We start from the raw sequence: 25,560 nt of genomic DNA on the forward strand, positions 1-25,560 counted from the left end.
AGCTATGTTTAAACTGAACCTTAAAATTGCAATTCGGAATCTTTGGAAGTATAAAGGTTATACCGCTATTAATGTGATTGGATTGTCTGTCGGGCTGGCCAGTTGTCTGTTGATCTTTCTGTTTTTAAAGTTCCAGTTGAGCTTTGATACTAGTTATGATAACAAGGATCGTATTTATCGTGTGGTCTCTTCCTGGACTTTTTCTGATGGCGATTTCTATACCAGCGGTGTACCAATTCCTCTGGCTCCCGCAATGCGAACTGATTTTTCACAATTTGAAGAGGTCGCGGCCGTACGCAGTAGTGGTGGTGTAGTTTTAGTTAAAGGCGGACCGGAAAATAAGGATGTCAAAAGAAAGGAAGCTGTTTTTTATGTGGAACCACAGTTCTTCAAAATTTTCCATATAGAATGGCTATCTGGAAAACCTGAGCAGGCATTATCTGCTCCCGGAACGATGGCATTATCAGAAAAATCGGCCATTGAATATTTTGGATCCTGGCAGAATGCCATCGGTAAAAGTGTGAATCTTGATCAGAAAACTGATTTTAAGATCACTGCTGTGTATAAAGATTTTCCGCAGAATACTAACTTTCCCTTCAATCTGGTCGCCTCTTATGCCTCATTTCCTGAAAAAGATTCAAAGGCATGGGGACAGGTCAGCAACAGATCCGAATGTTATGTCCTGTTAAAACCGGGGGCAAGTACTGCTGATCTTGATCAGCCATTAAAAAAGTTTATTGACAAATATTATGTAGATAAAGGGCCTGGAAAAGAGCAGCATATTTTTCAACCATTGTCGGAGGTGCACCATGATGGACGCTTCGGGAATTTCAGGTACAGCACCATATCCTATAAAGAACTGGCAGGTTTAGGATTGATCGGTCTTTTTCTATTGATTACTGCCTGTATCAATTTTATCAATCTGGCCACAGCACAGGCCATCAGCCGTTCAAAAGAAGTGGGAGTACGTAAAGTAATGGGCAGTAGACGTGGACAATTGATCTGGCAGTTTTTAAGCGAGACGACCCTGATTACCGTTATTGCCTTATTGCTGGCTTGTGTGATTACAGAACTGGCCATTCCAGGAATGGAACAACTGATGAGGGAAAAGGTGTCTTTCCAGCTTTTCGCTGAGCCGGCGATTTTCATCTTCATGTTGTTATTGGTGGTATTCGTGAGCTTTATGGCTGGACTTTATCCTGCATTTGTAATTTCCGGATTTAGTCCGGCGCTGGCGATTAAAAATAAAATCAGTGCAGCGAATGCCGGAGGTATAGGTTTAAGAAAAACCCTGGTAGTGGTTCAGTTTTCCATTACTGCGGTGCTGATTATCGCTACACTCGTTGTTGTTCGGCAAATGGAATTTATGAGGGAGAAATCGCTGGGTTTTGATCATCAATCGGTAGCAGTGGTTGATGTCCCATCCGACAGTCTGAACCTGACTAAACTGGCTGGTTTTAGAGAAAGACTGATGAAGTTTCCCGGTATTGCGCAGAGCACTTATTTCAATGGCGCGCCTTTGTCGAATAGCAATTTGGAAGTGAACTTTTCTTATGATCATCGCGGAAAAGATGAACAGTTTCAATTGAATATTAAAGCAGCAGATGAAAATTACCTGAAAACCTTTAATATGAGCCTTCTGGCCGGACGGGGATTGTCCAAAAGTGATACCGTTAAGGAATATGTGATCAATGAAACTTTATTGAAAAAGCTAAATGTGCTGCGGCCGCAGGATGCCATCGGAAAACGCCTGAGTGTTACCGGCATTGAAGCGCCTATTGTGGGGGTGGTTAAAGATTTCAATAACAATTCCCTTAAGGAAGCGATATCTCCATTGGCGATCTTTAGCAGCTGGAATAGGTATAATTCTATCGCGATAAAGCTGGATCCAAAAGAGCTTAGTAAAACGATGAGTCAGGTAGAACAGTTATGGAATGCTACTTTCCCTGATCATGTTTACGAACTGGAGTTTATGGATCAGACCATTGAAAGCTTTTACAGAACCGAGCAGGTAATGGGTGTGCTTTTTAAAGTATTTGCAGGAGTTATCATTTTCATTTCCTTTATAGGATTATTTGGACTGGTTTCTTTTATCGCTACCCAAAAAACCAGAGAAATAGCCATCAGAAAAGTGCTCGGCGCTTCTACCATGGAGCTGGTGAAAATGTTGAATCGTTCTTTCCTTTATATGGTACTCATTGCTAATTTGATCGCATGGCCACTGGCTTACATTCTAACCTCAAAATGGTTGAATGGCTTTGCGTACAGGACTAGTCTGAGTGTCTGGCCGTTTTTACTGGCGATGGTTTTGTCTGTGCTCATTACTTTGATTACGGTGACCTTACGCTCTTTAAAAGCGGCAAAAACGAACCCAATTGATGCGCTTAAATATGAATAAAAACACAAATTTTAACTAACCATAAAATATAACCCGAATATCATGATCACACTTAAAAATATAGAGAAATATTACGCCAATAAAGGAGTTAAAAGTTATATCCTCCGTCATGTGAGTACCGAAATTAAATCAGGGGAGTTTGTTTCCATTATGGGACCTTCAGGTGCCGGGAAATCTACTTTGCTGAATATCCTGGGCATGTTGGAAGAGCCCACCTATGGCGAATATGAATTCATGGGAGAAAATGTACTTGCACTCAGTGAACGTAAACGAATAGACCTTTACAGGCATCATATCGGATTTGTATTTCAGGCTTATCATTTGATTGATGAAATGACTGTTGCAGAAAATATTGAAGCCCCTTTATTGTATAAGAAAATTGCAGGGGCAGAACGTAAAAGCAGGGTGGCGGATGTATTGGATCGTTTCAATATGGTGGCTAAAAAAGACCTCTTTCCGAATCAACTTTCCGGAGGTCAACAACAGTTGGTGGGAATTGCCAGAGCATTGGTGGCACAACCCTCAATTATTCTGGCTGATGAACCAACCGGAAACCTGCAGTCAGCACAAGCCTTGCAAATTATGGAACTATTTAAAAAGTTAAATGAAGAAGAGGGGATTACCATCATTCAGGTGACCCATTCTGAAGTAAACGCAGCATATGGCAGCAGAATTCTTCATTTACTGGATGGTGTGATCAAGGAAGATATTGCCATTGAGCAAGGTGTTTAAGGCTAATTTAAGATAGCTATCTATTGATGGTATCCCATAAACAGTCTGAATGAAAAAAAACGAAATGGTGGACAGGATCTGTCGCTTGTACTGTTAGCTGCAATCACAATTAATACCCTTCATATGTTTAAATTGAATTTAAAAATCGCTATAAGGAATTTACTAAGAAACAAGACGGCATCTCTGATTAACATTAGTGGCCTTGCCATTGGTCTTGCCGCCTGTCTGATGTTGTTATTGTATGTCGCTTACGAATGGAATTACGATCGCGCCTATAAAAATAAAGATAACATTTATCAGGTGATGGTGAATTTCTCTGATCAAAATAAACAGGTGACAGCTACTGGAGATCAGGCGCCAAATGTGCTTGCGAATACCTTAACACAGGAAATTCCGGAAATTGAACATATTGCAAGAATCCTCTGGCCGGTAGAACGCCTGGTGGCAAATGGAGAAAATTCATTTAAAATTGAAGGTCGGTATGCAGACGAAGATATTTTAAAAATATTTGACTATCAGTTTATTAGTGGTAGTCCGGAACATGCATTTACTGATCCCAATTCTATCATTCTCACAGAAAGCGCTGCTAAAAAACTATTTGGGACCAGCGATGTGCTGAATAAAGTATTGAAATATGAAAACCAGGTTGCTGTAAAGGTAACGGGTGTAATCAAAGACCATCCGGGAAATACCACCTATAAGTTTGACTGCCTGAACTCATGGACTTTATATGAAAAATTACACAGCTGGGCTGGCGAACCCAATTGGGGTAATTTCGCTTTCTATACTGTGCTTACTTTAAAACAGGGGGTTAATGTAGACCAGTTTAATGCAAAAATCAGTGATATCATTGTTAAACATTCACCTAGTGACAATGTAGATCCAAGCGTTTTTGTACAACCATTACTGGAACGTCATTTATACGGAGAATTTAAGAATGGACAGCCTTCCGGAGGAAGAATTGAACAACTGCGTTTCTTTGTCGCGCTGGCCTTATGCATTTTAATCATAGCCTGTATCAATTTTATGAATCTGGCAACTGCAAGATCTCAAAAGAGAGCAAAAGAAGTAGGTATAAAAAAGACCATTGGAGCATCAAGGCAATCGTTAATTGCCCAGTTTCTGTTAGAATCTTTATTGCTGAGTTTTGTGAGTGTAATTCTTGCTGTGATTCTGGTAGAATTGGCTTTGCCTAAATTCAACCATTTGCTAAATATTGAGCTGCACCTGAACTATGGAAACCCCTTTGCCTGGCTGGCAGCAATTGCTTTGATTTTAGTGACGGGTTTATTGGCCGGAAGCTACCCTGCATTTTTCCTTTCCTCTTTTAATCCGATTCAGACCATGAAAAAGTCAGTAAATGGGAAAAATTTACTTTCATTGTCTTTCAGGCAAGTATTAGTGATTGTGCAGTTTAGTTTTGCCATTGTATTGATTGTAGGAACGCTGATTGTTTATCAGCAGCTGCAGTACATTAAAAATAAACCTTTGGGATATGAAATGAACGCTTTGCTGGAGATGCCACATGAAGGTAATTTGTATCCGAAATTCGATTTGTTAAAGGAGCGACTTCTGGCCTCAGGAGCCATCACAAGTATATGTCAGTCCTCAGGTAGTATTTCGACTCCTAATTCAAATGCCTCTGGTATGGAATGGGAAGGGATGATGGAAGAAGGTAAAAGAATGTCCTTTAACCAGATTTATACCAGTTATGATTTCATCAGGACCAATGGAATAAAGTTAGTAGAAGGGCGGGATTTTGATCCTAGAATAGCTTCTGATCAGCAGGGCATGTTGTTGAGTGAAACAGCAGTGAAAACCATGGGTTTAAAAAAACCTCTGGGAAAGAGGATTAAACTATGGGGAACTGAAAAACACATTGTAGGTGTATTTAAGGATGTTACCTGGGGAGATCCAGCCAAAAGAAATTTGCCAATGATAATTGGATTTAATCCGGAGAACAGCGATGTGATTAATATGCGGATGAATGCAGAAAACCCTACAGCGGAGAATTTAGCACTGATTAGCCGGATTACTAAAGATATAAATCCAGATTTCCCTGTAGATATTAAATTTGTAGATAGCCTGATTGAGGTCAAATTTGAGAATGAAAAGATCCTTGGTGTATTGTCTAACGTTTTCGGTGGATTGGCGATATTTATTTCCTGCCTGGGTTTATTTGGTTTGTCGGCTTTTTCCGCAGAGCAACGCACAAAAGAAATTGGCGTACGTAAAGTATTGGGGGCCTCAGTAAGTGGGATTGTGAGGTTATTGTCCCTGAACTTTGTGAAAATGGTATTGCTGGCTTTAATCATCGCCATGCCTATTGCTTATTGGATGATGGAAAAATGGTTGTCGAAGTTTGATTACCATATTGCGATCAGTTGGCCTGTTTTTATGATTACTGCGGTTTTAACTTTAATGGTTGCATTTTTTACGGTAAGCTGGCAAGCATTCAAAGCTGCAAAAACAAATCCCGTAGATGCGCTGAAATACGAATAGATTTTAAAGAATGGCATGTATCTTTGTAAAATGCAACGCAGTTTTACAGATCAGATTCATCGTATTATAACCATTAATTTCCCTCCAAAAAGGATCATATCTCTGGTTCCATCTCAGACAGAGCTATTGTTTGAGATGGGATTGGATGCAGAGCTGATTGGAATCACTAAATTCTGTATTCATCCGGAAGCCAAATTCAAGGAAAAAACCAAAATTGGAGGAACAAAGAAATTGAACCTGGAATTGATCCGGAGTTTGAAACCGGATCTCATTATTGGCAATAAGGAAGAAAATGAACGGGAGCAGATCGAAGAACTGATGACAGAGTTTCCAGTTTGGATGAGTGATATTCATGATCTGGAAGGGGCAAAGAGCAGTATTACACAAATTGGGCAACTGGTGGATAGGGAGCCGGAATCTGCCTACCTGAATCATTTAATTACTGCAGGTTTCAATGATTTACAAACTTTGGCCTTACAAAATGGTCTGGATAAATCAGTTGCTTACCTGATCTGGAAGGAGCCATATCTATTTGCCGGAAGAAACACCTTTATAGACCATATGCTGGCAATGAATGGCTTGCGAAATGTGGTTAAAGAAAGTCGTTATCCGGAGATGGATTTAGAAACCCTCGCTTCTTTGAATCCCGATCTCGTCTTTTTATCCTCCGAGCCTTATCCCTTTAAAGAAAAACATCTCAAAGAAATTAGTCTGGCCCTGCCTCATGCCAAAGTGATGCTGGTTGATGGGGAAATGTTCTCCTGGTATGGGAGCAGGTTGGTAAAAGCAGTTGGATATTTGTTTCAGTTACAAAAAGAATTATACTAAATCTCAATGAAAAAACGGACTTTGGGTATGGAATTTTACGATGCTTTTTAGAATCGGAAAAAAAGATTAAAAATTAAAAGCTATAAGATCAATAGGTTAGCTAATGTGTCTTAGAATAATTGAAAAAGAGTTTTTAAGTATAAAAACAATATCTATATTTGCAATCCCGAAAGGGAACATCCTAACTGCGGAAGTGGCGTAATTGGTAGCCGCACCAGACTTAGGATCTGGCGCTTCACGGCGTGGGGGTTCGAGTCCCTTCTTCCGCACAGTAAAAAAAACAGCTTCGAAAGAGCTGTTTTTTTTTGCCCTTTTTTGCGCATAGTGATCCCCTGACAGGATGATTCTGTTTAGCCAGGTTTCCCGGGCAGGTGTTCCAGCTTCTCTTTGAGCGCCAAATATTCTTTTTCCAGCACTCTAAATGCTTTGGTACGTGGTTTCATCCCATATTCGTCCTTAATCTGACTCCTATAGCTGGTTGCCACCTGATCAAAACGTTCTTTTACCTGCTGGTATTTTTTTTCGTCACTTTTTTCTTTCTCAGTTTTAACCTCCCCGTTTAAATTACCTAGATAAACACTATCAGATACACTTTCTCCATCTGCAGAGATGAAAGCTATATAAGGCTCTATCTGTTGACTGAGCTGTTCTTCTAACAATGGGAGAAAACACTTTCCTTCCGATCTTCTGGCAATATTCAGGTATTCACGGTCTCTTCCGGTTTCCGGAAAACAGAGCATCACCATCACACTATCATTGTGTTGTAATTCATAGCTATGGGTCGGATCCCAGCTGATTTCCAATCCGCCTGCTACTTTAACGATTTTTAAATCCCGGGTTGCAGGCATGCTGCCTTGGCTCAGTTTAACTTTCGTATAATCTACACTGATATTGGGATATTCACCCTTTAAAGCGTGTTTTTTCAGGTAAGAGGTGGCCAGGTTGTGTGCATTATGCACTGTCCCTTTGGCCTGTAAGCCGAATCCCAATTTGATAAAGCCGGTCATATTGCTCAGCAATTTCATGGTAACAGACATTTTTTGGTAATTGGCCAGTTGAAGTAAACTGGGCTTGCCTTTATGGCCAATTAAGCGGACTACTGGTTGCCCATTGAGCATATAATACACCAGATTGCCTACTTTTCCTTTGAAGTGGCCATGTGGGCCGTTTACAGCTATTGCCATATGAGAGTCGTTAATGGTTTAGTGTTCAGTTAACTATCGTTCGAGATGAACTGTATGAAGATAATAAAAAACTTTATAGTGATCAGTATAAGAGGTTATATTTTTTTAATGAAAACTCAATCACCTAATGGGTTTATTAAAGAGGCTGATTGGGCTATAAGCTGTATTAGGCCCTATCAACCTCCAATAATCTATCAAGTAATACTCACAAAACTATAACCTCAGTAGGAGATCATATCCTAATGACTAAGGGCTCGGGGAGAAGAAATGTTAGAATTAAGCTGCTCTTAACCCGATTGAGTATCAAATCCAATCCAAGCTTCAGCCTATTTTCAGGGTTAATGGGCTTTTGCTTCCTCCATGATGTGATATCTGTATTTTTTTTAAGTAATTGATTTTTAGTGGTTATTGTTGTTTTTTACAGTTGATGCCTGAAAATTCTTCATTTTTATTTAAAATTTTTATGAGTTTTTAAAAAACTATTCTATCTTTGCAATCCCGAAAGGGTAATCCTAACTGCGGAAGTGGCGTAATTGGTAGCCGCACCAGACTTAGGATCTGGCGCTTCACGGCGTGGGGGTTCGAGTCCCTTCTTCCGCACAAAAAAGGTGATAAACTGAAAAGCTTATCACCTTTTTTATTTTAGTTCAGTTTATGTTTGGCTGGCAACTTTCGCATTCCTTGTTCATCCGCAATTGTATCTTGTTTTAGTGTAAAATCGCAGATTACCAATTGGTTCAGCTTACATTTAATAGCCCCTTTTTTTGAGCTTTGAACTGCTTATATTCAGACAATCAGATCAGTAATATTTTCAATTATAGGCTTTGAAATCAACAAAAAAGAATATATTTGCGCCCTCGAAAGGGAAATTTGAGCGGTGGATTGGAGTCAATTCTTCCGCAATAAAAGTTCCTCCGCACCAGGGGGGATTTTTTGTATATAGACATTAATAATTATTGATTCAGAAAGATGAACATTACACAGGAAAAAATTAACGACCTAAATGCGGTTGTGAAAATTAAGATTTCACCTGAAGATTATACTGAAAAGGTTGATAAATCTATAAAAGAACAAGCTAAAAAATCAAACCTTCCTGGTTTTCGTAAAGGAATGGTTCCTGCTGCGCACATTAAGAAAATGTTCGGTAGAAACATTTTAGTGGAAGAAATCAATACCCTATTGAGCGAAACTTTAAGCAAACACCTTGCTGACAATAAAGTAGAAGTTCTTGGACAGCCATTACCAGTAATGGATGATACTAAAGAATACAAATGGGATGGTACTGACGAATTCGAGTTCGACTATGAAATCGGTCTGGCACCAGCTGTAGATGTAAAAATCACTGCTAAAGATAAATTTACTCAGTATGTCGTTAAGGCAGACGAAGAAACATTAGCTTCACGTATCAAAAACATCAGAAGAAGCTATGGCAAAATGACAAACCCTGAAGTTTCGGCAGAAGATGACGTCCTTTATGCCGATTTAGCACAACTTTCTGCTGATGGTTCAGTTTTTGAAGGTGGCATCACCAGCACAGGATCTATTCGTTTGGATCAGGTAGCTGATAAAAAGATTTTGAAAACCTTAATCGGTTTGAAAAAAGACGATGTTGTAGAATTGGATGTTCAGAAAGCGTTTGACAACAATGAAGTGATTATTGCTAAATTGTTAAACATTCCTGAAGAAGAAGCTAAAGAAGCAAAATCGAAATTCCAGGTAACGGTTAAAAATGTAAACCGTTTAGAAGAAGCTGATTTAAATCAGGAGTTCTTTGATAAATTATTTGGTGAAGGTGTGGTAACTGATGAGGCTGGTTTTACCGCTAAAATCACAGAAGAAATAGAAGGTATGTTCAAGCAGGATGCAGATCGCAAATTGCAGAACGACATCTATACCAAGCTGACTGAAACCGTGAAAATGGAATTGCCAGATGAGTTTTTACGTAAGTGGTTAAAAGCAACTAACGAAAAATTAACTGATGCAGAATTAGCTGAAGGTTATGATGATTTCGCTAAAAACTTAAAATGGACTTTAATTGAGAACAAATTAATTAAAGACAATAGCATCGAAATCAAATATGAGGATGTATTCCAGACTGCTAAACAACGTTTAGATGCACAGTTCAGAATGTACAGCCCAAGCCCGATGCCTGAAGATCAATTGGCGCAATACACTGCAACTTTCTTGAAAGAGAAAGACAATGCAAACCGTATTTTTGATGAAGTAAAAGCGATTAAAGTTTTTGAATACATCAAATCGGTAGCTACTATTGAAGACAAAGAAATAGCTTATAACAAGTTTATCGAAATGAAGTAATCCAGGGGAAACCCAGATACTTTTAATAGATATTGGATAAGGCGGCTTTTATTAAGGCCGCCTTATTTATATAAAGAGATTATAGAATTTTACAATACCACAATAATTCACCAATTTAGTTTCACTAATTTGGTGAAAATTAGAAGGTAGAAATATATATAAATAGACATACTGATGAAAATAGACAAAGACGAATTTAGAAAATACGCTGTTAAACACCATCGTATTAATGGTTTAAACGTGGATCGTTTTATTGGTGCTACCAATAACTCTCCAAAAAGTATGACTCCTTATATTATTGAAGAGCGTCAGCTTAACGTGGCACAAATGGATGTGTTTTCACGTTTGATGATGGACCGTATCATTTTCTTAGGTGATGCCATCTACGACGGTAACGCAAACATTATTCAGGCACAACTGCTGTTTTTACAGTCGACCGATAACAATAGAGACATTCAGATATATATCAATTCACCAGGTGGTTCTGTTTATGCAGGATTAGGTATCTATGATACTATGCAATACATCACACCAGATGTGGCTACGATCTGTACGGGTATGGCTGCCTCTATGGGTGCTGTACTACTGGTAGCAGGTGCTAAAGGTAAACGTGCGGCATTGCCTCATTCACGTGTGATGATCCACCAGCCATCAGGTGGTGCTCAAGGTGTAGCTTCAGATATGGAGATCAACCTGAGAGAGATGTTGAAATTGAAAAAGGAATTATATGATATCATTTCTAACCATTCCGGACAATCGTACGAGTGGGTAGAGAAAGCTTCAGACCGTGATTACTGGATGAAAGCTGAAGAAGCTAAAGGCTTTGGAATGATTGATGAAGTGCTGGGAGCGAATAACAAAGAAAAAAATGGCTAAACAAAGTAAAGAATCCCGTTGTTCTTTTTGTGGATCAGGCAAGCAGGATACATTGATGCTTATTGAAGGTCTTGATGCCTTCATCTGCGATAAATGTGTGACTCAGGCCAATCAGTTACTGGCTCAGGAACTGGGAAGCAAAAAAGGTAAACCAATGGATACCTCGATTACCTTATTGAAACCAATGGAAATTAAGGCTCATATTGATCAATATGTAATTGGTCAGGATGATGCCAAGAAAGTACTTTCTGTAGCGGTGTATAACCACTACAAGAGATTGGGCCAATCGGTAGATCAGGCAGATGAGGTGGAGATTGAGAAATCAAACATCATGCTGGTAGGGGAGACCGGAACTGGAAAAACCTTATTGGCGAAAACTATTGCGAAGATCTTGCATGTTCCTTTTTGTATTTGTGATGCAACGGTACTTACCGAAGCAGGATACGTAGGAGAGGATGTGGAAAGTATCTTAACCCGTTTATTGCAAGCTGCGGATTACGATGTAGCTTCAGCAGAACGTGGAATCGTTTACATTGATGAGGTGGATAAAGTTGCGCGTAAAAGCGATAACCCTTCTATCACCAGAGATGTATCGGGAGAAGGCGTGCAACAGGCTTTATTGAAGATCTTAGAGGGTACTATTGTGAATGTTCCACCTCAGGGCGGACGTAAACACCCTGATCAGAAAATGATTCCTGTTAATACCAACAACATTCTGTTTATCTGTGGTGGTGCTTTCGATGGTATCGAACGTAAAATCGCCAACAGATTGCGTACACAGGCGGTGGGTTATAAAGTGAAGAAAGATGATGAAGAATTGGATCTGAACAACCTTTATAAATACATTACACCTCAGGATTTAAAATCTTTCGGTTTGATTCCTGAGCTGATTGGCCGTGTACCGGTATTGACACACTTAAATCCTTTGGATAAAGCAGCATTGCGTAATATCCTGACAGAGCCTAAAAACTCATTGTTGCGTCAGTACGTGAAATTGTTTGAATTTGAAGGTGTGAAATTGAAATTTGATGATGAGGTTTTAGATTTCATCGTTGATAAAGCAATGGAATACAAATTAGGTGCAAGGGGTTTACGCTCCATCTGTGAGGCAATTATGCTGGATGCCATGTTTGATATCCCTTCCGACTCCAGTATCAAGGAGTTGAGCATTACGCTCGACTACGCGCAGGAGAAATTCGAAAAGGCTGATTTTAAAAAGCTGAAAGCTGCTTAAATAATTTAATCCCCGTTTTACGGGGATTTTTTTTAACTTGTTATTTTAGGATAAGGACTTTGATGGCCCTTAAATCACTTAGATAAATCCTGGCAGGTTCCTTGAGGAATAAAAATACTATTAACTATACTAGAAAAAGGAGAATTTATGAATGAAGAATTAGAAGTAAACAAAGGCGGACAAGAGGAAAAGAAAACAAAGAAGAAGAAAGAAATAGAATCTCCTGTAAAATCTGGTTTGAAATCTAAAGAAGATATCGTTAGAAACTGGCTTCCAAGATATACCGGTAGGGCCTTAGAGGATTTTGGACAGTATATTCTGCTAACCAATTTCAGTAAATATGTGCAGATGTTTTCGGAATGGCACGACAATGCTCCGATAATAGGTCTGGATAAGCCAATGCAAAGTGTAACGGCTAATGGAATTACCATTATCAACTTTGGAATGGGAAGTCCGATGGCGGCCACAATGATGGATTTATTAACGGCTATTGCTCCCAAAGCAGTGTTGTTCCTAGGAAAATGTGGTGGTTTGAAAAAGAAAAACCAATTGGGTGATTTGATCCTGCCAATTGCTGCAATCAGAGGAGAAGGAACCTCAAATGATTATTTGCCTGCCGAAGTGCCTGCATTACCAGCCTTCGCCTTACAAAAAGCGATCTCTACTACTATTCGTGATCATTCCAGAGATTATTGGACGGGAACTTGCTATACCACTAACCGCAGGGTTTGGGAACACGATAAAGCGTTCAAGAAATACCTGAAAACTTTACGTGCGATGGCAGTTGATATGGAAACCGCTACGATTTTTACCACAGGATTTGCGAATAAAATTCCTACAGGTGCATTATTGCTGGTTTCAGATCAACCCATGATTCCTGAAGGTGTGAAAACAGCAGAAAGTGATACCTCAGTAACTAGTAATTACGTAGATACACACCTGAGAATTGGAATTGATTCCTTAAAACAGTTGATTAATAATGGTTTAACGGTGAAGCATTTACACTTTTAATCTTCATCAGCGCTTTTAGGATAATCAAAAGCTAATAAATTACCGGTATGGTGGCTTATCTCTTCCCATTTTTCAAATGGAAATTCAATAAGCACTGTACCACAAGTTGGGATATTATAGATGTTCGCATTACTCAGGTAATTTGCGAATTCTGTAAGTCCCGGATTGTGACCAAACAAGGCCACACTATGGTGCTTGTTGTTGAGTTGGTTGACTATCTTTAATAGAGCCGGTACATTGGCTTCATAAATAGTGGTTTCTTCCTGAATCTGACTCAGTGGCTTGTTCCATACCTGGGCAAAGTTCCTAGCGGTAGTGAGGGCACGAACAGCTGGGCTACTCACTAATAATTGCGGAACCTGGTCTTTTTTTAGAATTCTAGTCGCCATTTCCGGCGCATTCCTAAGCCCTCTCGCATTTAATGGCCTATCAAAATCGGAAATATGGCTATTTCCCCAATCAGATTTCCCGTGACGTATCAATAGAAGTTGCTTGCCCATGAAGTAGTTTGTTTAAAACACTATTTATAACAGTTGATTCGGTCAAATTGTTCATGCAGGCAAAATCACCTCTGTAACAGGGAACATTCCCATAAACAGAGCATGGACGACAGTACAAATCGATTTGTACTGCATCATTTTCGGATTGCCCGTAGCCTAAGAATCCGGCGTAAGGATGTGTGGCACCCCAGACAGAAACTACAGGGATATTTTTTAAAGATGCCAGGTGCATACCAGAAGAATCCATACTGAGCATCACATCCAGATTGGAGATGAAGTCCAACTCTTCTTCCAGTTTGATTTTCCTCACCAGAGAAGTAATGTTTTTATGTTTTGAGGCCCAGTTATTGGCTGTTTCCTCTTCTTCCGGAGATCCCCCAAAAATAAAAATATGATGTCCAAGTGCTGCCAGTTCCAGCACTACGCTTTCCATTTTAGTTAAGGGATAAACCTTTTGTAAATGCTGTGCAAATGGGCTTACTCCAATCCATTTCTGTGTTTTCTCTGGGAATAACACATGCTGAATAGGCGCAGGGTTCCGTTGATCCAAGGTATTGGAAAGCGGAAAAGGGAAACCTAATTTTTGGAATACTTTGGCATATCGGGCAACGGTTAATTCCAATGGTACCAGGATTTTATTCGTTTTACGTGTCAATGCTGATTTTTCTTTTCTGCCTTTGTCGACAGACACAGATCTGATTCCTTTTAGCATAAAAAGGAAACAAAGGATTTTACTTCTCAGATTGCTGTGTAAATCTGCAATCGCAGTGATGTCCTGCTTACTGAGTTCGCGAAAAAGTTTTAATAGTCCGAAGAAGCCCTTGTGTGCCCCTTTAGGATCAAAAGCATGGAACTTGAGGTCTTTTACCTCATTAAAAAAGGGTTTGAAAAAAGGTCGGCTAACCACCAGCAATTGGTGTTCCGGGTAATGTGCCTTGAATTCTTTAAGAATGGGGGCAGTCATCGCGACATCCCCCATTGCTGAGAAACGGATTACTAATAGGTTAGTAGTTTCTTTTGGCATTAATTACTTGTTGTTATAAAGTACAGGGTTCATGCTAGGGTCATTGTACATTTTCATTTGCTTATAAACCTTCATGTATTTTGCCCCGCTTTCAATATCTGCGATCAATTCATCTAAACTACCAGAAAGATCTGTTCTTTGGTTTAAGAGAATGTTAAGTTTTGTAGTACAACTCATTTTATGTTCTTCAGAAGCGTCCTCACGAAGGGTTTCCTCAGTCATATGATAAATCTTTAAAGCAAGAATTGATAACCTGTCGATTACCCAAGCCGGACTCTCAGAATTGATCTTAGCGTTTGCTGATGGTACGATGTGCTTATACTCTTCCAGGAAATAGCTATCGATATATTCTACTACATCTGTACGCTCCTGATTGGAAGCATCAATACGACGTTTCCATTGCAGCGCTACAACCGGATCAATTTCCGGATTACGAATCACATCTTCCATGTGCCACTGCGCAGTATCGATCCAGCATTTCATGTATAATAAATGCTCCAGTGTACCGCTGGCATAAGGATTTTCTATGGGTTGATCTATATTGTTGTGAACGTGATAATCATTGATCACGTCCTGAAATATTTTATTACAAAGCTGACTAATCATGGTGCAAAGGTAAGGATAACTATTTTTTATTATGGAAGTATTCTGAGATATCTTGAAGCGTCAAGGCATTTAAACACTGTTTTGCTTCGAGTCCGCCTTTTCTTCCAATCAAGGTACCATAGTGCATATCGTAGAATCCTTCCATTCTATGTGCATCGGGATTGATGGATAACAATACCCCTTTTTCCAATGCATAACGGTGCCAGCGCCAGTCTAAATCCAGACGTAATGGGTTGGCATTGATCTCGATCACTACCTTATTGGCGGCACAGGCATCAATTACTTTTGCATAATCAATAGGATATCCTTTTCTGCTCAATAATAATCTGCCGGTAGGATGGCCCAAAATCGTTGTATAAGGGTTCTCTATGGCTTTGATTAGTCGGGCGGTAGCTTTCTCTTCATCCATTCTTAAATTGCTGTGCACAGAGGCCACCACAAAGTCGAATGTCTTTAGAATATCATCACTATAGTCTAATGATCCATCATTTAAAATGTCACTTTCAATTCCTTTGAAAATTTTGAAAGGAGCCAGTTTCGCGTTTAAGGCATCAATTTCCTGATGTTGGGCATATAGGCGTTGCTCATTTAGCCCGTTGGCATAAAATGCGGATTTCGAGTGGTCACAAATTCCGAAGTATTCCATTTTCAGGTTGTCCTTACAGAAAGTAGCCATTTGCTCCAGGGTATGTACGCCATCACTCCAGGTAGAGTGGTTGTGTAAACTTCCTTTGAGGTCTTCATAAGTGATGAGTACCGGTAGTTTATTCTCCTTTGCCAGCTGGACTTCATTTAGTCCTTCTCTGATTTCGGGGGCTACGAAAGCAAGTCCGGCTGCTTTGTAAATGGCTTCTTCTGTTTCAAAAGGGCCGTTTCCTGCCAAAGCGAGTACTTCTTTGACATGTTGTTCATTACCGGTTAGTTCAAACCAGTTTAAGTAAAAGCTGTCCTGCTGACAGATATGCAATTGTATTTTTAATCCCGAAGCTGTGGTTGCATGGTAAGTGCCATCTGACTGTGCTTCAAAAGGAAGCCCCTCAAATGAACTGATTTTCTCCTGAACTTCTTCTGGTACGCTGGCACCAATCAGGAAAGGAACATATTCAATGATCTCCATGCAGCGTCTGTATGCTCCTGCAATTCCCAGTAGCGGATCTCCTGAAATCTGGTTTAACCAAACGGCTAGCTCTGCATACAGTTTATTTACGGTGCTTTCTGCATGGGCATACAGGAATTTCCCTAGTCCGGCCATCCTGAACTCAATGATCTTTTTAATCTCTTCCTGTGTTTTCAATCCGAAGCCTTTGGCTTCGATCAAGCGGTTTTCATTACAGGCATAATAAAGTTCCCCGATGTTTTCAATGCCAAGGTCTTTCCAGATGACCAGGATTTTTTTTGGTCCGATACCTTTGATGCCCAACATCTCTACAATACCTTCTGGTGTTTTTTGCAGTATATCCTGCAAATCGACCATCGTACCTGTTTCGAGCAGTTCCCAGACTTTCGCAGAAATGCTCTTTCCAAGTCCGTCAATCTGTGCGATCTCTTCCAGGGTTTTGCCTTGAATGGCATAAGGAAGTTTATCTACTTTTAAACCAGCATTCGCTACTGATTTGATTTTAAAAGGGTTCTCATTGTGTAACTCCATCAATTGAGAAAGCAGTCGCAAATTGCGTGCAATGGTCTTATTTTCCATGGGATTGCTAAATTAAATAAAAAGCCCCGCTTTTCCGATTAAACTGGAAAACAGCCGGTTTTCTTGCTTTAAAATGATCAGGAATAGGGGGGGATTTGGAGATGAACTACCGGCGGGGCTGGCAAAAAAAAGGTCTAAATTCAAATCCCTTTGCAGAAATTAAATTTAGACCTTTTTAGTTTTCGGATGAACTGATTTTTTCAGTGATCCGGCTTGTATTTTTACTTAGTTTACGGTAATCTCAAATGGCATTCTGGCTTGTATACCTGATTTTGAAATTGCAGTTTTAATCTGCTGATAAATCAGGTAATTGGCACCTAATTCCTGTTTGGCATAATAGGTTTTTATTTTATCGGTAGAGTTTTCCAGTAACGCTTTGATTGGGTCAATCATTTCCGGGTATTCCACGATTCTATAATCACTGATTTTGGCTTTTTTTGCAGCAGCTTTAATGGCGTCTTCGAAACTACCGGTTCTGTCGGCCAGACCAATTTTAACCGCATCAGTTCCTACCCATACGCGTCCACCAGCAATACTGTCGATATACGATTTACTTTTCTTACGACCATTGGCCACGCGTGTGATGAAGCTATCATATACATGGTTTACACCATTCTGAATGATTAGTCTTTCTCCGGCAGTCATCGGGCGGACAGTACTCATAATATCGGCATACTGGCCGGTTTTTACGCCGTCAAAAGTAATTCCAAGTTCTTTGTTTAATAGCTTCTGGAAGTTAGGAATAATTCCGAATACCCCGATTGAACCCGTAATGGTGTTTGGTTGTACAATGATGGAGTCGGCAGCACAAGCGATGTAATATCCACCGGATGCGGCTACGTTACCAAAGGAAGCAATTACTGGTTTTACTTTTTTAGATAGGACGACCTCTCTCCAGATCACGTCTGAAGCAAGGGCACTACCACCTGGTGAGTTTACCCTTAATACAATGGCTTTGATATTGGTATCGAGTCTGGCTTTTCTGATGGCTCTTGAAATCCTTTCTGAACCGATCTGGTCGTTGTTACCTTCTCCACCCATAATATCACCATTGGCATAAATGACAGCAATTTTAGTTTTGTTGGTATTTCCTTTACTGTTAAAAATGACATTCTTCGCATAGTCATTGATCGTAATGGTATTTAAAGTGCTGTTTTTACCAGTTCCGCTTATGGACTTTAATTCATCAAGGATCTCATCTTTATATTTTAATCCATCTACCATTTTGTATTTTTCGGCATCCTTAGGTTGTTGGATTTTATACTCATTGGCAATTTGGAAAAGACTGTCTTTAGAGATATTTCTGCTTTTTGAAATGTCATTAAGGAAGGTGGTATATAGTCCGTTTACATAAGCCGTTACCTGCTCACGGTTTTTATCGCTCATTTTGGTATCAATAAAAGGCTCTACTGCACTTTTATAAGTTCCTACACGAATGATTTGTGCTTCAATACCTAATTTGTCTAATGCACCTTTAAAGAAGGCCGATTGAGAGCTCAGTCCTTTAAATTCCAATGCACCTTCCGGATTGATATATATTTTATCTGCTACTGAAGCCAGATAATACGCGCCTTGGGTGTAGACTTCACTATAGGCAATAATTTTCTTTTTGCTGCTTTTGAAATCGATCAGGGCTTCTCTGATTTCTCTCATATTGGCATAGCCTGCATTTGGAGAAGAGACACTTAGATAAACACATTTGATATTGTCATCGTATTTGGCAGATTTCAGGGCTTTAATGACATCTGTAAAGCCAATACTTTTTTTACCTTCATCACCTACGATAGGCAATTCGGAAAGCGGGTCGCTATAAGTACGTTCAGTAATGGCCTGATCCAGGTTAAGGTAGAGGACCGAGTTATTGTCGACCACCACAGTTTTATCGTCTCCTATAGAAGATACGATACCTACAATAAGAGCGATGAACAGGATGAAAAACACCCCTATTGATATAATAACTCCTACAACAGTTGCAAAAACATACTTAAAAAATTCTTTCATTTGCTGGTTAAATATTTAATTTGTAAATAAAGGTAGAAAAAATGCCTGAGGCTTTTGTATGGACTTGGATAGTAAAAATGTTTATTTGTTACTGGGAAGTAATTTAGGGGATAGGGAAGAGCTGTTGAGAGATGCAGTTTTACAAATTGGAAATCAGGTAGGTGAGGTGTTTGCTGTATCTTCATTTTATGAGACCGCTGCCTGGGGTAAAACTGACCAGCCTGCTTTCATCAATCAGGCTGTAGCATTGAAAACCGGCTTGAGTCCTATGGAAGTATTAAAGGCCATATTGTCTATAGAAGCCGAATTAGGGAGGGTAAGGAAAGAAAAGTGGGGCGCCCGACTGATTGATATTGACCTGATCCTTTATGCCGGTGAGGTGGTGGATTTAGGAGAAGAACTTCAGGTTCCTCATCCTCAGATGCAGTATCGAAAATTCGTATTGGTACCTTTAGCTGAGATTGCAGGAGACTTAATTCATCCTGTTCTGGCTAAAAGTGTATCAGAAATATTAGCTATATTAGAGGATAATTTAACTGTAACAAAAATTTAATTTATTAGATTTGTTTAATGATCGATCCAAATAAGAATAACCAACCGCTTGACCTTACTTATCTAAAGGATATGTCTGGGGATAGTGCTGAATTTATTATAGAAATGTTAGACCTTTTTAAATCACAAACTCCTACATATGTAGCTGATTTGGGGAAGGCGATAAAAGCGGAAGATTGGCCAAGGGCATCAAGCTGTGCACATAAAATTAAACCTACTTTTGCTTATGTAGGCCGTGAAGATGCGAAGGAACACATGCAGATGATGGAAAGAAATGCCCGTGAATTGAATCATATTGATGGTTTGCCAGGGGCATTTGACGAACTTTGTCAGTTTGCAGAAGTCTTGTACAAACAATTGGATGAAGCTAAAGCCGATCTTAAGAAACGGCTTTAACTCCTGTCGTTCTATTCTCAATAATGGATAGAACGATATACAATACTAAAATCAGTGGGATCGCCACGAATTTAAAGATCAGTAATAACAATACGGAGGCGATGATCAGAATGTATCTGAAGGTATTTTCAGCGAATCCGAAGCTTTTAAATTTCAGTGCAATCAGGGTAATTTCACTCACCAGTAAATAGCAAGCCAGTGGAATAAAGGCCAGGTACAGCAATACAGTAGTGGTTGAATTATCGAAATGAAACACATCACTTTCATAGATAAAGGGTACTGAAGCGATCACCGCGGAGATGGCCGGAGTAGGTACACCTATAAATTTATCTGTTTGTCTGGTATCCAGATTAAACTTGGCAAGTCGGTATGCAGAAAAAACTGCGATAAAAAATGCCAGGTAAGAAAGGATAGGGAAGGCATCATATCCGAAAAAAGATCTTGGTGCCATATGGAACAGGATCACTGAAGGCAATACGCCAAAGCTCACCATATCGGCCAAAGAGTCCAGCTCTTTACCCATAGGCCCGCTCACTTTTAAGAGGCGTGCGGCAAAACCATCAAAAAAATCGATGAATAAGGAGATGAGTATGCAAAGTGCAGCGGCTCTTAAATCCTGGTTAAATGCGAAAACAATGCCAATACATCCACTAAACAAGTTAGCAGATGTAATGGCATTGGGTATCTGTTTTATGATCATTTCTAAATTAGCTATTCATAGAAATCAAAAACTCTTCGTTGGTTTTTGTATTTCTGATTTGCTGTTGTACAAACTCCATGGCTTCCTGAGCGTTCATATCCGCCAGGTGATTACGTAAGATCCAAACACGTTGTAATGTGTCTCTATCGTGTAGTAAATCATCTCTACGTGTACTTGATGCGGTGATGTCGATAGCAGGGAAGATACGTTTGTTAGATAATTTACGATCCAACTGTAATTCCATGTTACCAGTACCTTTAAATTCTTCAAAGATCACTTCGTCCATTTTCGAACCAGTTTCAGTTAAGGCAGTGGCAAGGATGGTGAGTGAACCACCTCTTTCAATGTTACGGGCAGCACCGAAGAAACGTTTAGGTTTGTGTAATGCATTGGCATCCACACCACCTGATAAGATTTTTCCTGAGGCAGGAGCAGTGGTATTGTAAGCTCTGGCTAATCTGGTGATAGAGTCTAATAAAATCACGACATCATGACCACATTCTACCAGACGTTTTGCTTTTTCTAAAACGATATTGGCAATTTTAACATGTCTTTCTGCAGGCTCATCAAAAGTAGAGGCAATTACCTCAGCTCTTACGCTTCTAGCCATATCTGTTACCTCTTCCGGGCGCTCATCGATCAATAAAATGATCAGATAAACCTCTGGATGATTTTTAGCAATAGCATTTGCAACTTCTTTCAGTAAATTGGTTTTACCGGTTTTTGGTTGTGCCACGATCAGTCCACGTTGTCCTTTACCGATTGGGGTAAATAAGTCGATGATTCTGGTGGAGTAGTTATTACTTTCTGTAAACAGGTTTAATCTTTCTGTAGGGAATAATGGAGTCAGGTAGTCAAAAGGAACACGGTCCCTTACATCAGCTGGTAAACGTCCGTTGATGGTTTCTACCCTTACCAATGGGAAATATTTTTCTCCTTCTTTTGGAGGGCGGATACTTCCTTTAACGGTATCACCTGTTTTCAAACCAAATAATTTAATTTGAGATTGAGAAACATAAATATCATCTGGAGAGGATAGGTAATTGTAATCCGCAGACCTTAAGAAACCGTAACCATCAGGCATAATCTCTAATACACCTTCGTTGGTGATGGTATTGTCGAAATCCAGGTTAGAATAACTGTTTTCGCTTTGTTTCTGATTGTTATTGTGGTTAGGCGTTTTTTGTGGCCTGTTTTCTTCTCTTGGCGGACGTTGTTTTTTGATTTCCTGTTGAGGATTGGCAACGGTCTCGGTTTTAGGTTCTGCAACAGTTTCTGTTGCTGCTACTGCTTCCGAAGCGTTAACCGGAGCATTCGTACTTTTCTCTTCTGCTACTACTGGCGTTGCTGATGGAGCCTGGGAAGACTCTTTGTCAAATAAAGCAGCCCTGTTAAAGTTATTGCTCTTGCTTTCTTCCTCCTCTTTAGGCGTAATTCTGATCCTTTTTCTGGTGGATTTTTCGGCAGGGTTTTCTTTTACAGTTTTTACTTTCGGCGTTTTTGCAGCTGCGGTAGTTTCAGCAGGTGCAACCACAGCGGGTTGTTCCTCTGCGATTTGAGAGATGACTTCTACCAGTTCAGCTTTACGCAACTCATCGGCATTTAGGATACCTTGAGATTTAGCTATCTCCCGCAGTTCGGCGGTGAGCTTTTCATTTAATTCTGTTTTGTTAAACATTATATGGGTGTAGAGAATATTTTAAAAAATATCGTTTATCCAATCGAACACAGCAAAAAATGCATTTATAAAAGATGGTATGGAACAAAATTTTATGGGATTTTCTGGAATGGTCAGATAAACTTTAGGGAATTATGCCACAATTGTATGTATTTGTAAATTAATCTCCAAGAAAAACTTTCAAATGTTTATAAAAATTACATTGAAAAGTTTAAAAACACGGCTGAAATCACTTTGAAAATTGGCATCTTTGCAGACAAAATTACGCATAGATGAATAAAAAACAGCTATTTGAGCAGATCCAGACCAAAAAATCTTTTTTGTGTGTTGGCCTTGATCCAGTATTAGAAAATATCCCTACTCACCTTCTAAAATACGAGAATCCGGTTTTAGAATTCAATAAACAAATTATTGATGCCACTAAAGATCTGTGTGTCGCCTATAAACCGAACACCGCTTTCTATGAATGTATGGGCTTGAAAGGTTGGGAAACATTGATCAAAACCTGGCAGTATATGCCTGAAGATATTTTCAGTATTGCAGATGCAAAAAGAGGAGATATTGGCAATACTTCTGCAATGTATGCGGATGCTTTTTTTAATGAGGCTAAGTCCGACATGAGTTTCGACTCGGTGACTGTTGCCCCGTATATGGGTAAGGATTCGGTGAGTCCATTCTTAAATTACAAAGATAAATGGGTGATTTTGTTGGCACTGACTTCCAATGCTGGTCATAGTGATTTTCAATTACACCAGACTCCGGAGGGAAAATTATATGAAGAAGTGATACGTATTTCTTCTCAATGGGCAGATAGCGAGCAAATGATGTACGTAGTTGGTGCAACCAGAGGTGCTGAATTTGAAAACATCAGAAGACTGGCTCCGGATAACTTTTTACTGGTTCCAGGTGTTGGTGCACAAGGTGGAAGTTTGGCGGATGTATGTCAGTATGGCTTAAATAAAGAATGTGGTTTGCTGGTCAACTCTGCCAGAGGCATCATTTATGCAAGTAAAGGAGAGGATTTTGCAGAGCGTGCAAGAGAAGAAGCTTTAAAGTTACAGCAGGAAATGGAAGCGATTCTATTGGCGGCTAAATTGATATGACCCAAAAAACTGATTTAAAGCTTATTGGAGCTTTATTGGTAGTCGCCATTGTGTGGGGGACTACCTATCTCAGTATTCGCGTGGCGGTAGAAACGATACCAGCCTGGTTTGTGGCAGCGATGCGACAAACCATCGCTTCTTTGATTCTGATGACGATTCTGATTTATCGAAAAGAACTGGCCTGGCTGGGCTGGCCCTATCTGAGACGTCAGATCATGTTGTCCACTTTGATGGTGGTGATGGCCAATGGCATGGTTACCGTGGCAGAAGAGACCATTCCCAGTGGCTTAACTTCTTTATTGAACTCCCTGAATCCCCTGGTCGTATTTTTGGCCTGTGTGGCTGTTGGTTTGCAAAAACCGAGCTGGAAAGGCTTTTTAGGAGTGATTATTGCATTTCTGGGGGTAGTTTTTATCTTTAGAGAGGGCATTAGTGACTTGCTCGACCCTAATTATAAAACCGGGATTATGTTCCTGTGTTTTGCCATGAGTGGCTGGACAATTGGTACCATTTATACCAAGAAAAACAGCCATAAATCAAATCACATTTTACTCGATTTATTTTATCAGTTTGCATTTTCTGCGGTCGCTCAGTTTGCATTGGCATTTCTTTTTTCGGGCCCAACTGCTGTAAGCAGCTGGAGTTTACATAGTTTGTTGGCAGTGGGCTATCTTGCTGTTTTTGGTTCAGTATTTACTTTCTTCTGCTACCATTATGCCTTGAAAAGGGTTTCTCCTACAGAGGTTTCTATTCTCACCTATTTCAATACCGTGATTGCACTATTTCTGGGCTGGCTGGTATTGGATGAAGTCATCACTGTAGACATTTTGATTGCAACAGTGCTGATTATTGCGGGGGTATTTATCACAAATTACCGGAGGAAATAATAATTGCACAATCTTATAGTGATAATTTAATTCTTTTGAGTTAAGTTAGACCACATGAGGTTTCCTGAAAGTTTTCTTCATTTTATCTGGCAGTTTCGATTGTTCCAGGTCTTAAACCTGTTCTGTACAACAGGAGAGGCGCTGTATATATTGGGAGTAGGGATGCCCAACAAGCATGCAGGTCCGGATTTCAGTCAGTCTAAATTAAAGATCGGAGAGCGTACCTGGGTTGGTGATGTGGAAATTCATCTAAAGTCTTCCGATTGGTTTTTACATGGGCATCAGGACGATCCAGGTTATGCTGCAGTGATCCTACATGTGGTTTATGAGCATGATCAGGTGATTTACCGCAAGGATGGGAGTATAATTCCAGTTCTTGTGTTAAAAGATCTATTTCCCGAAACTCTATTTATACATTATGAAAGTTTAGTCAATTCTTTGCACTCTTTTCCATGCGAAAAGCAAATTCATGGGATAGATCCGGTGATTGTCAATGGTGTTTTGTCCCGGATGTTGATTGAGCGTTTAGCGCAGAAATCAGTGGAAGTATTTGATCATCTGGCAAAAGTAAATGGGGATTGGGAAAGTACATTTTATCATTTCCTGGCAAAAAGCTTTGGCTTTAAAGTGAATGAAATTCCTTTTGAATTATTGGCTTCTTCCTTGCCCTTGTGGCTGCTTAGAAAACACCTGGATCATCCATTGCAGGTAGAAGCCCTGGTGTTTGGGCAGGCCGGCTTTTTAACCGGAGCTTTTAAGGATGTGTACCCGCAACAGTTAAAAAAGGAATATCAATTTCTACAGAAGAAGTACGGTTTAAGTCCGATTGGAGTAGGAGCCTGGCGTTTTTTAAGGATGCGTCCACAGAACTTTCCTACCATCAGGCTGGCTCAGTTTTCTGCTTTATTGTTAAATTCAGATCGTTTATTCTCCAGGCTGATGGCGCTGGAAGATTTATTCAGTTTGAAAAAAATGTTGCAAAGCCTTCCTGTTCATTCTTATTGGAGAACACATTACCATTTTCAAAAAGCGACTAAAAAGGTAGCGCTACAAATGGGGGATGCTTCAGTTGATCATTTGATGATTAATGTGGTCTGCCTTTTTCTTATGGCTTATGGCAAGTATTCAGAGCAAGCAGATTTGATTGACCGGGCTTTGCAATTCCTAGAGCAGCTTCCTCCTGAAAGTAATGCCATTACCAGGTCTTACCTTCAGGCAGGTATCAAAATTGATAACGCTTTTTTCTCACAAGCTGTGCTTCAAATTAATAAATACTATTGTGCTCAGAAAAAATGCTTAAATTGTGGTATCGGAATTAAGATATTAAACGAATAAT

At 39.7% G+C, this 25,560-nt stretch carries 21 protein-coding genes and 2 tRNA genes; 15 read left to right on the top strand and 8 right to left on the bottom strand.

Annotation, left to right across the window (positions count from 1 at the left end; genetic code table 11):
• The first annotated feature begins 4 nt into the window (after positions 1-4).
• The 5 genes from R2Q94_RS08965 (at position 5) to R2Q94_RS08985 (ending at position 6,729) form a co-directional block, all read left to right on the top strand.
• Positions 5-2,398, top strand: a complete 2,394-nt coding sequence (locus tag R2Q94_RS08965) for an ABC transporter permease (protein ID WP_316821124.1) — start codon at positions 5-7, stop codon at positions 2,396-2,398.
• 42 nt (positions 2,399-2,440) lie between these two features.
• Entirely contained in the window at positions 2,441-3,130 is a 690-nt protein-coding gene (locus R2Q94_RS08970; RefSeq protein WP_316821125.1) for an ABC transporter ATP-binding protein, read from the top strand.
• 123 nt (positions 3,131-3,253) lie between these two features.
• On the top strand, positions 3,254-5,632 hold the full coding sequence (locus R2Q94_RS08975) for an ABC transporter permease (protein ID WP_316821126.1): 2,379 nt from the start codon (positions 3,254-3,256) through the stop codon (positions 5,630-5,632).
• 15 nt (positions 5,633-5,647) lie between these two features.
• Entirely contained in the window at positions 5,648-6,460 is an 813-nt protein-coding gene (locus tag R2Q94_RS08980) for a helical backbone metal receptor (RefSeq protein ID WP_316821127.1), read from the top strand.
• A gap of 187 nt (positions 6,461-6,647) precedes the next feature.
• Positions 6,648-6,729, top strand: a tRNA-Leu gene (locus R2Q94_RS08985).
• A gap of 81 nt (positions 6,730-6,810) precedes the next feature.
• Here R2Q94_RS08985 and R2Q94_RS08990 read toward each other — a convergent pair.
• Positions 6,811-7,644, bottom strand: coding sequence for a DUF6266 family protein (locus R2Q94_RS08990; protein ID WP_316821128.1), 834 nt, complete (start codon positions 7,642-7,644; stop codon positions 6,811-6,813).
• Positions 7,645-8,162: 518 nt separating this feature from the next.
• Here R2Q94_RS08990 and R2Q94_RS08995 point away from each other — a divergent pair.
• From R2Q94_RS08995 to R2Q94_RS09015, 5 genes are all read left to right on the top strand, one after another.
• Positions 8,163-8,244 (top strand) — tRNA-Leu (locus R2Q94_RS08995).
• Between the two features lie 369 nt (positions 8,245-8,613).
• Positions 8,614-9,960, top strand: a complete 1,347-nt coding sequence (gene tig, locus R2Q94_RS09000; protein ID WP_316821129.1) for a trigger factor — start codon at positions 8,614-8,616, stop codon at positions 9,958-9,960.
• Between the two features lie 174 nt (positions 9,961-10,134).
• On the top strand, positions 10,135-10,836 hold the full coding sequence (clpP, locus tag R2Q94_RS09005; protein WP_316821130.1) for an ATP-dependent Clp endopeptidase proteolytic subunit ClpP: 702 nt from the start codon (positions 10,135-10,137) through the stop codon (positions 10,834-10,836).
• Positions 10,829-12,070: an ATP-dependent Clp protease ATP-binding subunit ClpX gene (gene clpX / locus R2Q94_RS09010; RefSeq protein ID WP_316821131.1), complete on the top strand. Its 1,242-nt coding sequence runs from the start codon at positions 10,829-10,831 to the stop codon at positions 12,068-12,070. The genes clpP and clpX overlap by 8 nt, the downstream gene beginning before the upstream one ends.
• Positions 12,071-12,217: 147 nt before the next feature.
• Positions 12,218-13,081 (top strand): AMP nucleosidase, encoded by an 864-nt coding sequence (locus tag R2Q94_RS09015; RefSeq protein ID WP_316821132.1) that lies wholly within the window; start codon positions 12,218-12,220, stop codon positions 13,079-13,081.
• On the opposite strand, the gene R2Q94_RS09020 is transcribed toward R2Q94_RS09015, so the two are convergent.
• From R2Q94_RS09020 to sppA, 5 genes are all read right to left on the bottom strand, one after another.
• Positions 13,078-13,581 carry a SixA phosphatase family protein gene (locus tag R2Q94_RS09020; protein WP_316821133.1) on the bottom strand — a complete coding sequence of 168 codons (504 nt, stop codon included), beginning with the start codon at positions 13,579-13,581 and terminating at the stop codon, positions 13,078-13,080. The two genes, R2Q94_RS09015 and R2Q94_RS09020, sit on opposite strands and share 4 nt — an antisense overlap.
• Positions 13,541-14,605 carry a glycosyltransferase family 9 protein gene (locus tag R2Q94_RS09025; protein ID WP_316821134.1) on the bottom strand — a complete coding sequence of 355 codons (1,065 nt, stop codon included), beginning with the start codon at positions 14,603-14,605 and terminating at the stop codon, positions 13,541-13,543. The genes R2Q94_RS09020 and R2Q94_RS09025 overlap by 41 nt, the downstream gene beginning before the upstream one ends.
• 3 nt (positions 14,606-14,608) lie before the next feature.
• Positions 14,609-15,211 carry a DUF4254 domain-containing protein gene (locus R2Q94_RS09030; protein ID WP_316821135.1) on the bottom strand — a complete coding sequence of 201 codons (603 nt, stop codon included), beginning with the start codon at positions 15,209-15,211 and terminating at the stop codon, positions 14,609-14,611.
• A 19-nt stretch (positions 15,212-15,230) separates the two neighbouring features.
• Positions 15,231-16,907, bottom strand: a complete 1,677-nt coding sequence (locus tag R2Q94_RS09035; RefSeq protein WP_316821136.1) for a helix-hairpin-helix domain-containing protein — start codon at positions 16,905-16,907, stop codon at positions 15,231-15,233.
• Positions 16,908-17,132: 225 nt separating this feature from the next.
• Complete coding sequence (gene sppA, locus R2Q94_RS09040) at positions 17,133-18,908, bottom strand: signal peptide peptidase SppA (protein WP_316821137.1); 1,776 nt, start codon at positions 18,906-18,908, stop codon at positions 17,133-17,135.
• A 58-nt stretch (positions 18,909-18,966) separates the two neighbouring features.
• Here sppA and folK point away from each other — a divergent pair, with 58 nt between their 5' ends.
• Both folK and R2Q94_RS09050 read left to right on the top strand, forming a co-directional pair.
• Positions 18,967-19,461 (top strand): 2-amino-4-hydroxy-6-hydroxymethyldihydropteridine diphosphokinase, encoded by a 495-nt coding sequence (gene folK / locus R2Q94_RS09045; RefSeq protein ID WP_316821138.1) that lies wholly within the window; start codon positions 18,967-18,969, stop codon positions 19,459-19,461.
• 17 nt (positions 19,462-19,478) lie between these two features.
• Positions 19,479-19,856, top strand: coding sequence for an Hpt domain-containing protein (locus tag R2Q94_RS09050; protein WP_316821139.1), 378 nt, complete (start codon positions 19,479-19,481; stop codon positions 19,854-19,856).
• On the opposite strand, the gene pssA is transcribed toward R2Q94_RS09050, so the two are convergent.
• Together pssA and rho are read right to left on the bottom strand one after the other, a co-directional pair.
• Positions 19,840-20,556 (bottom strand): CDP-diacylglycerol--serine O-phosphatidyltransferase, encoded by a 717-nt coding sequence (gene pssA / locus R2Q94_RS09055; RefSeq protein ID WP_316821140.1) that lies wholly within the window; start codon positions 20,554-20,556, stop codon positions 19,840-19,842. The genes R2Q94_RS09050 and pssA overlap by 17 nt on opposite strands.
• A gap of 7 nt (positions 20,557-20,563) precedes the next feature.
• Positions 20,564-22,234 (bottom strand): transcription termination factor Rho, encoded by a 1,671-nt coding sequence (gene rho, locus R2Q94_RS09060; RefSeq protein ID WP_316821141.1) that lies wholly within the window; start codon positions 22,232-22,234, stop codon positions 20,564-20,566.
• 272 nt (positions 22,235-22,506) lie between these two features.
• Here rho and pyrF point away from each other — a divergent pair, with 272 nt between their 5' ends.
• The 3 genes from pyrF to R2Q94_RS09075 are packed head-to-tail and all read left to right on the top strand — an operon-like array spanning position 22,507 to position 25,559.
• Entirely contained in the window at positions 22,507-23,337 is an 831-nt protein-coding gene (gene pyrF / locus R2Q94_RS09065) for an orotidine-5'-phosphate decarboxylase (RefSeq protein ID WP_316821142.1), read from the top strand.
• Positions 23,334-24,224: a DMT family transporter gene (locus R2Q94_RS09070; RefSeq protein WP_316821143.1), complete on the top strand. Its 891-nt coding sequence runs from the start codon at positions 23,334-23,336 to the stop codon at positions 24,222-24,224. Before pyrF ends, R2Q94_RS09070 begins: the two co-directional genes overlap by 4 nt.
• Positions 24,225-24,278: 54 nt before the next feature.
• Positions 24,279-25,559 carry a DUF2851 family protein gene (locus R2Q94_RS09075; protein WP_316821144.1) on the top strand — a complete coding sequence of 427 codons (1,281 nt, stop codon included), beginning with the start codon at positions 24,279-24,281 and terminating at the stop codon, positions 25,557-25,559.
• Position 25,560 lies beyond the last annotated feature (1 nt).

It is taken from the genome of Pedobacter gandavensis, from assembly GCF_032678465.1.
GTDB lineage: Bacteria > Bacteroidota > Bacteroidia > Sphingobacteriales > Sphingobacteriaceae > Pedobacter > Pedobacter gandavensis_B.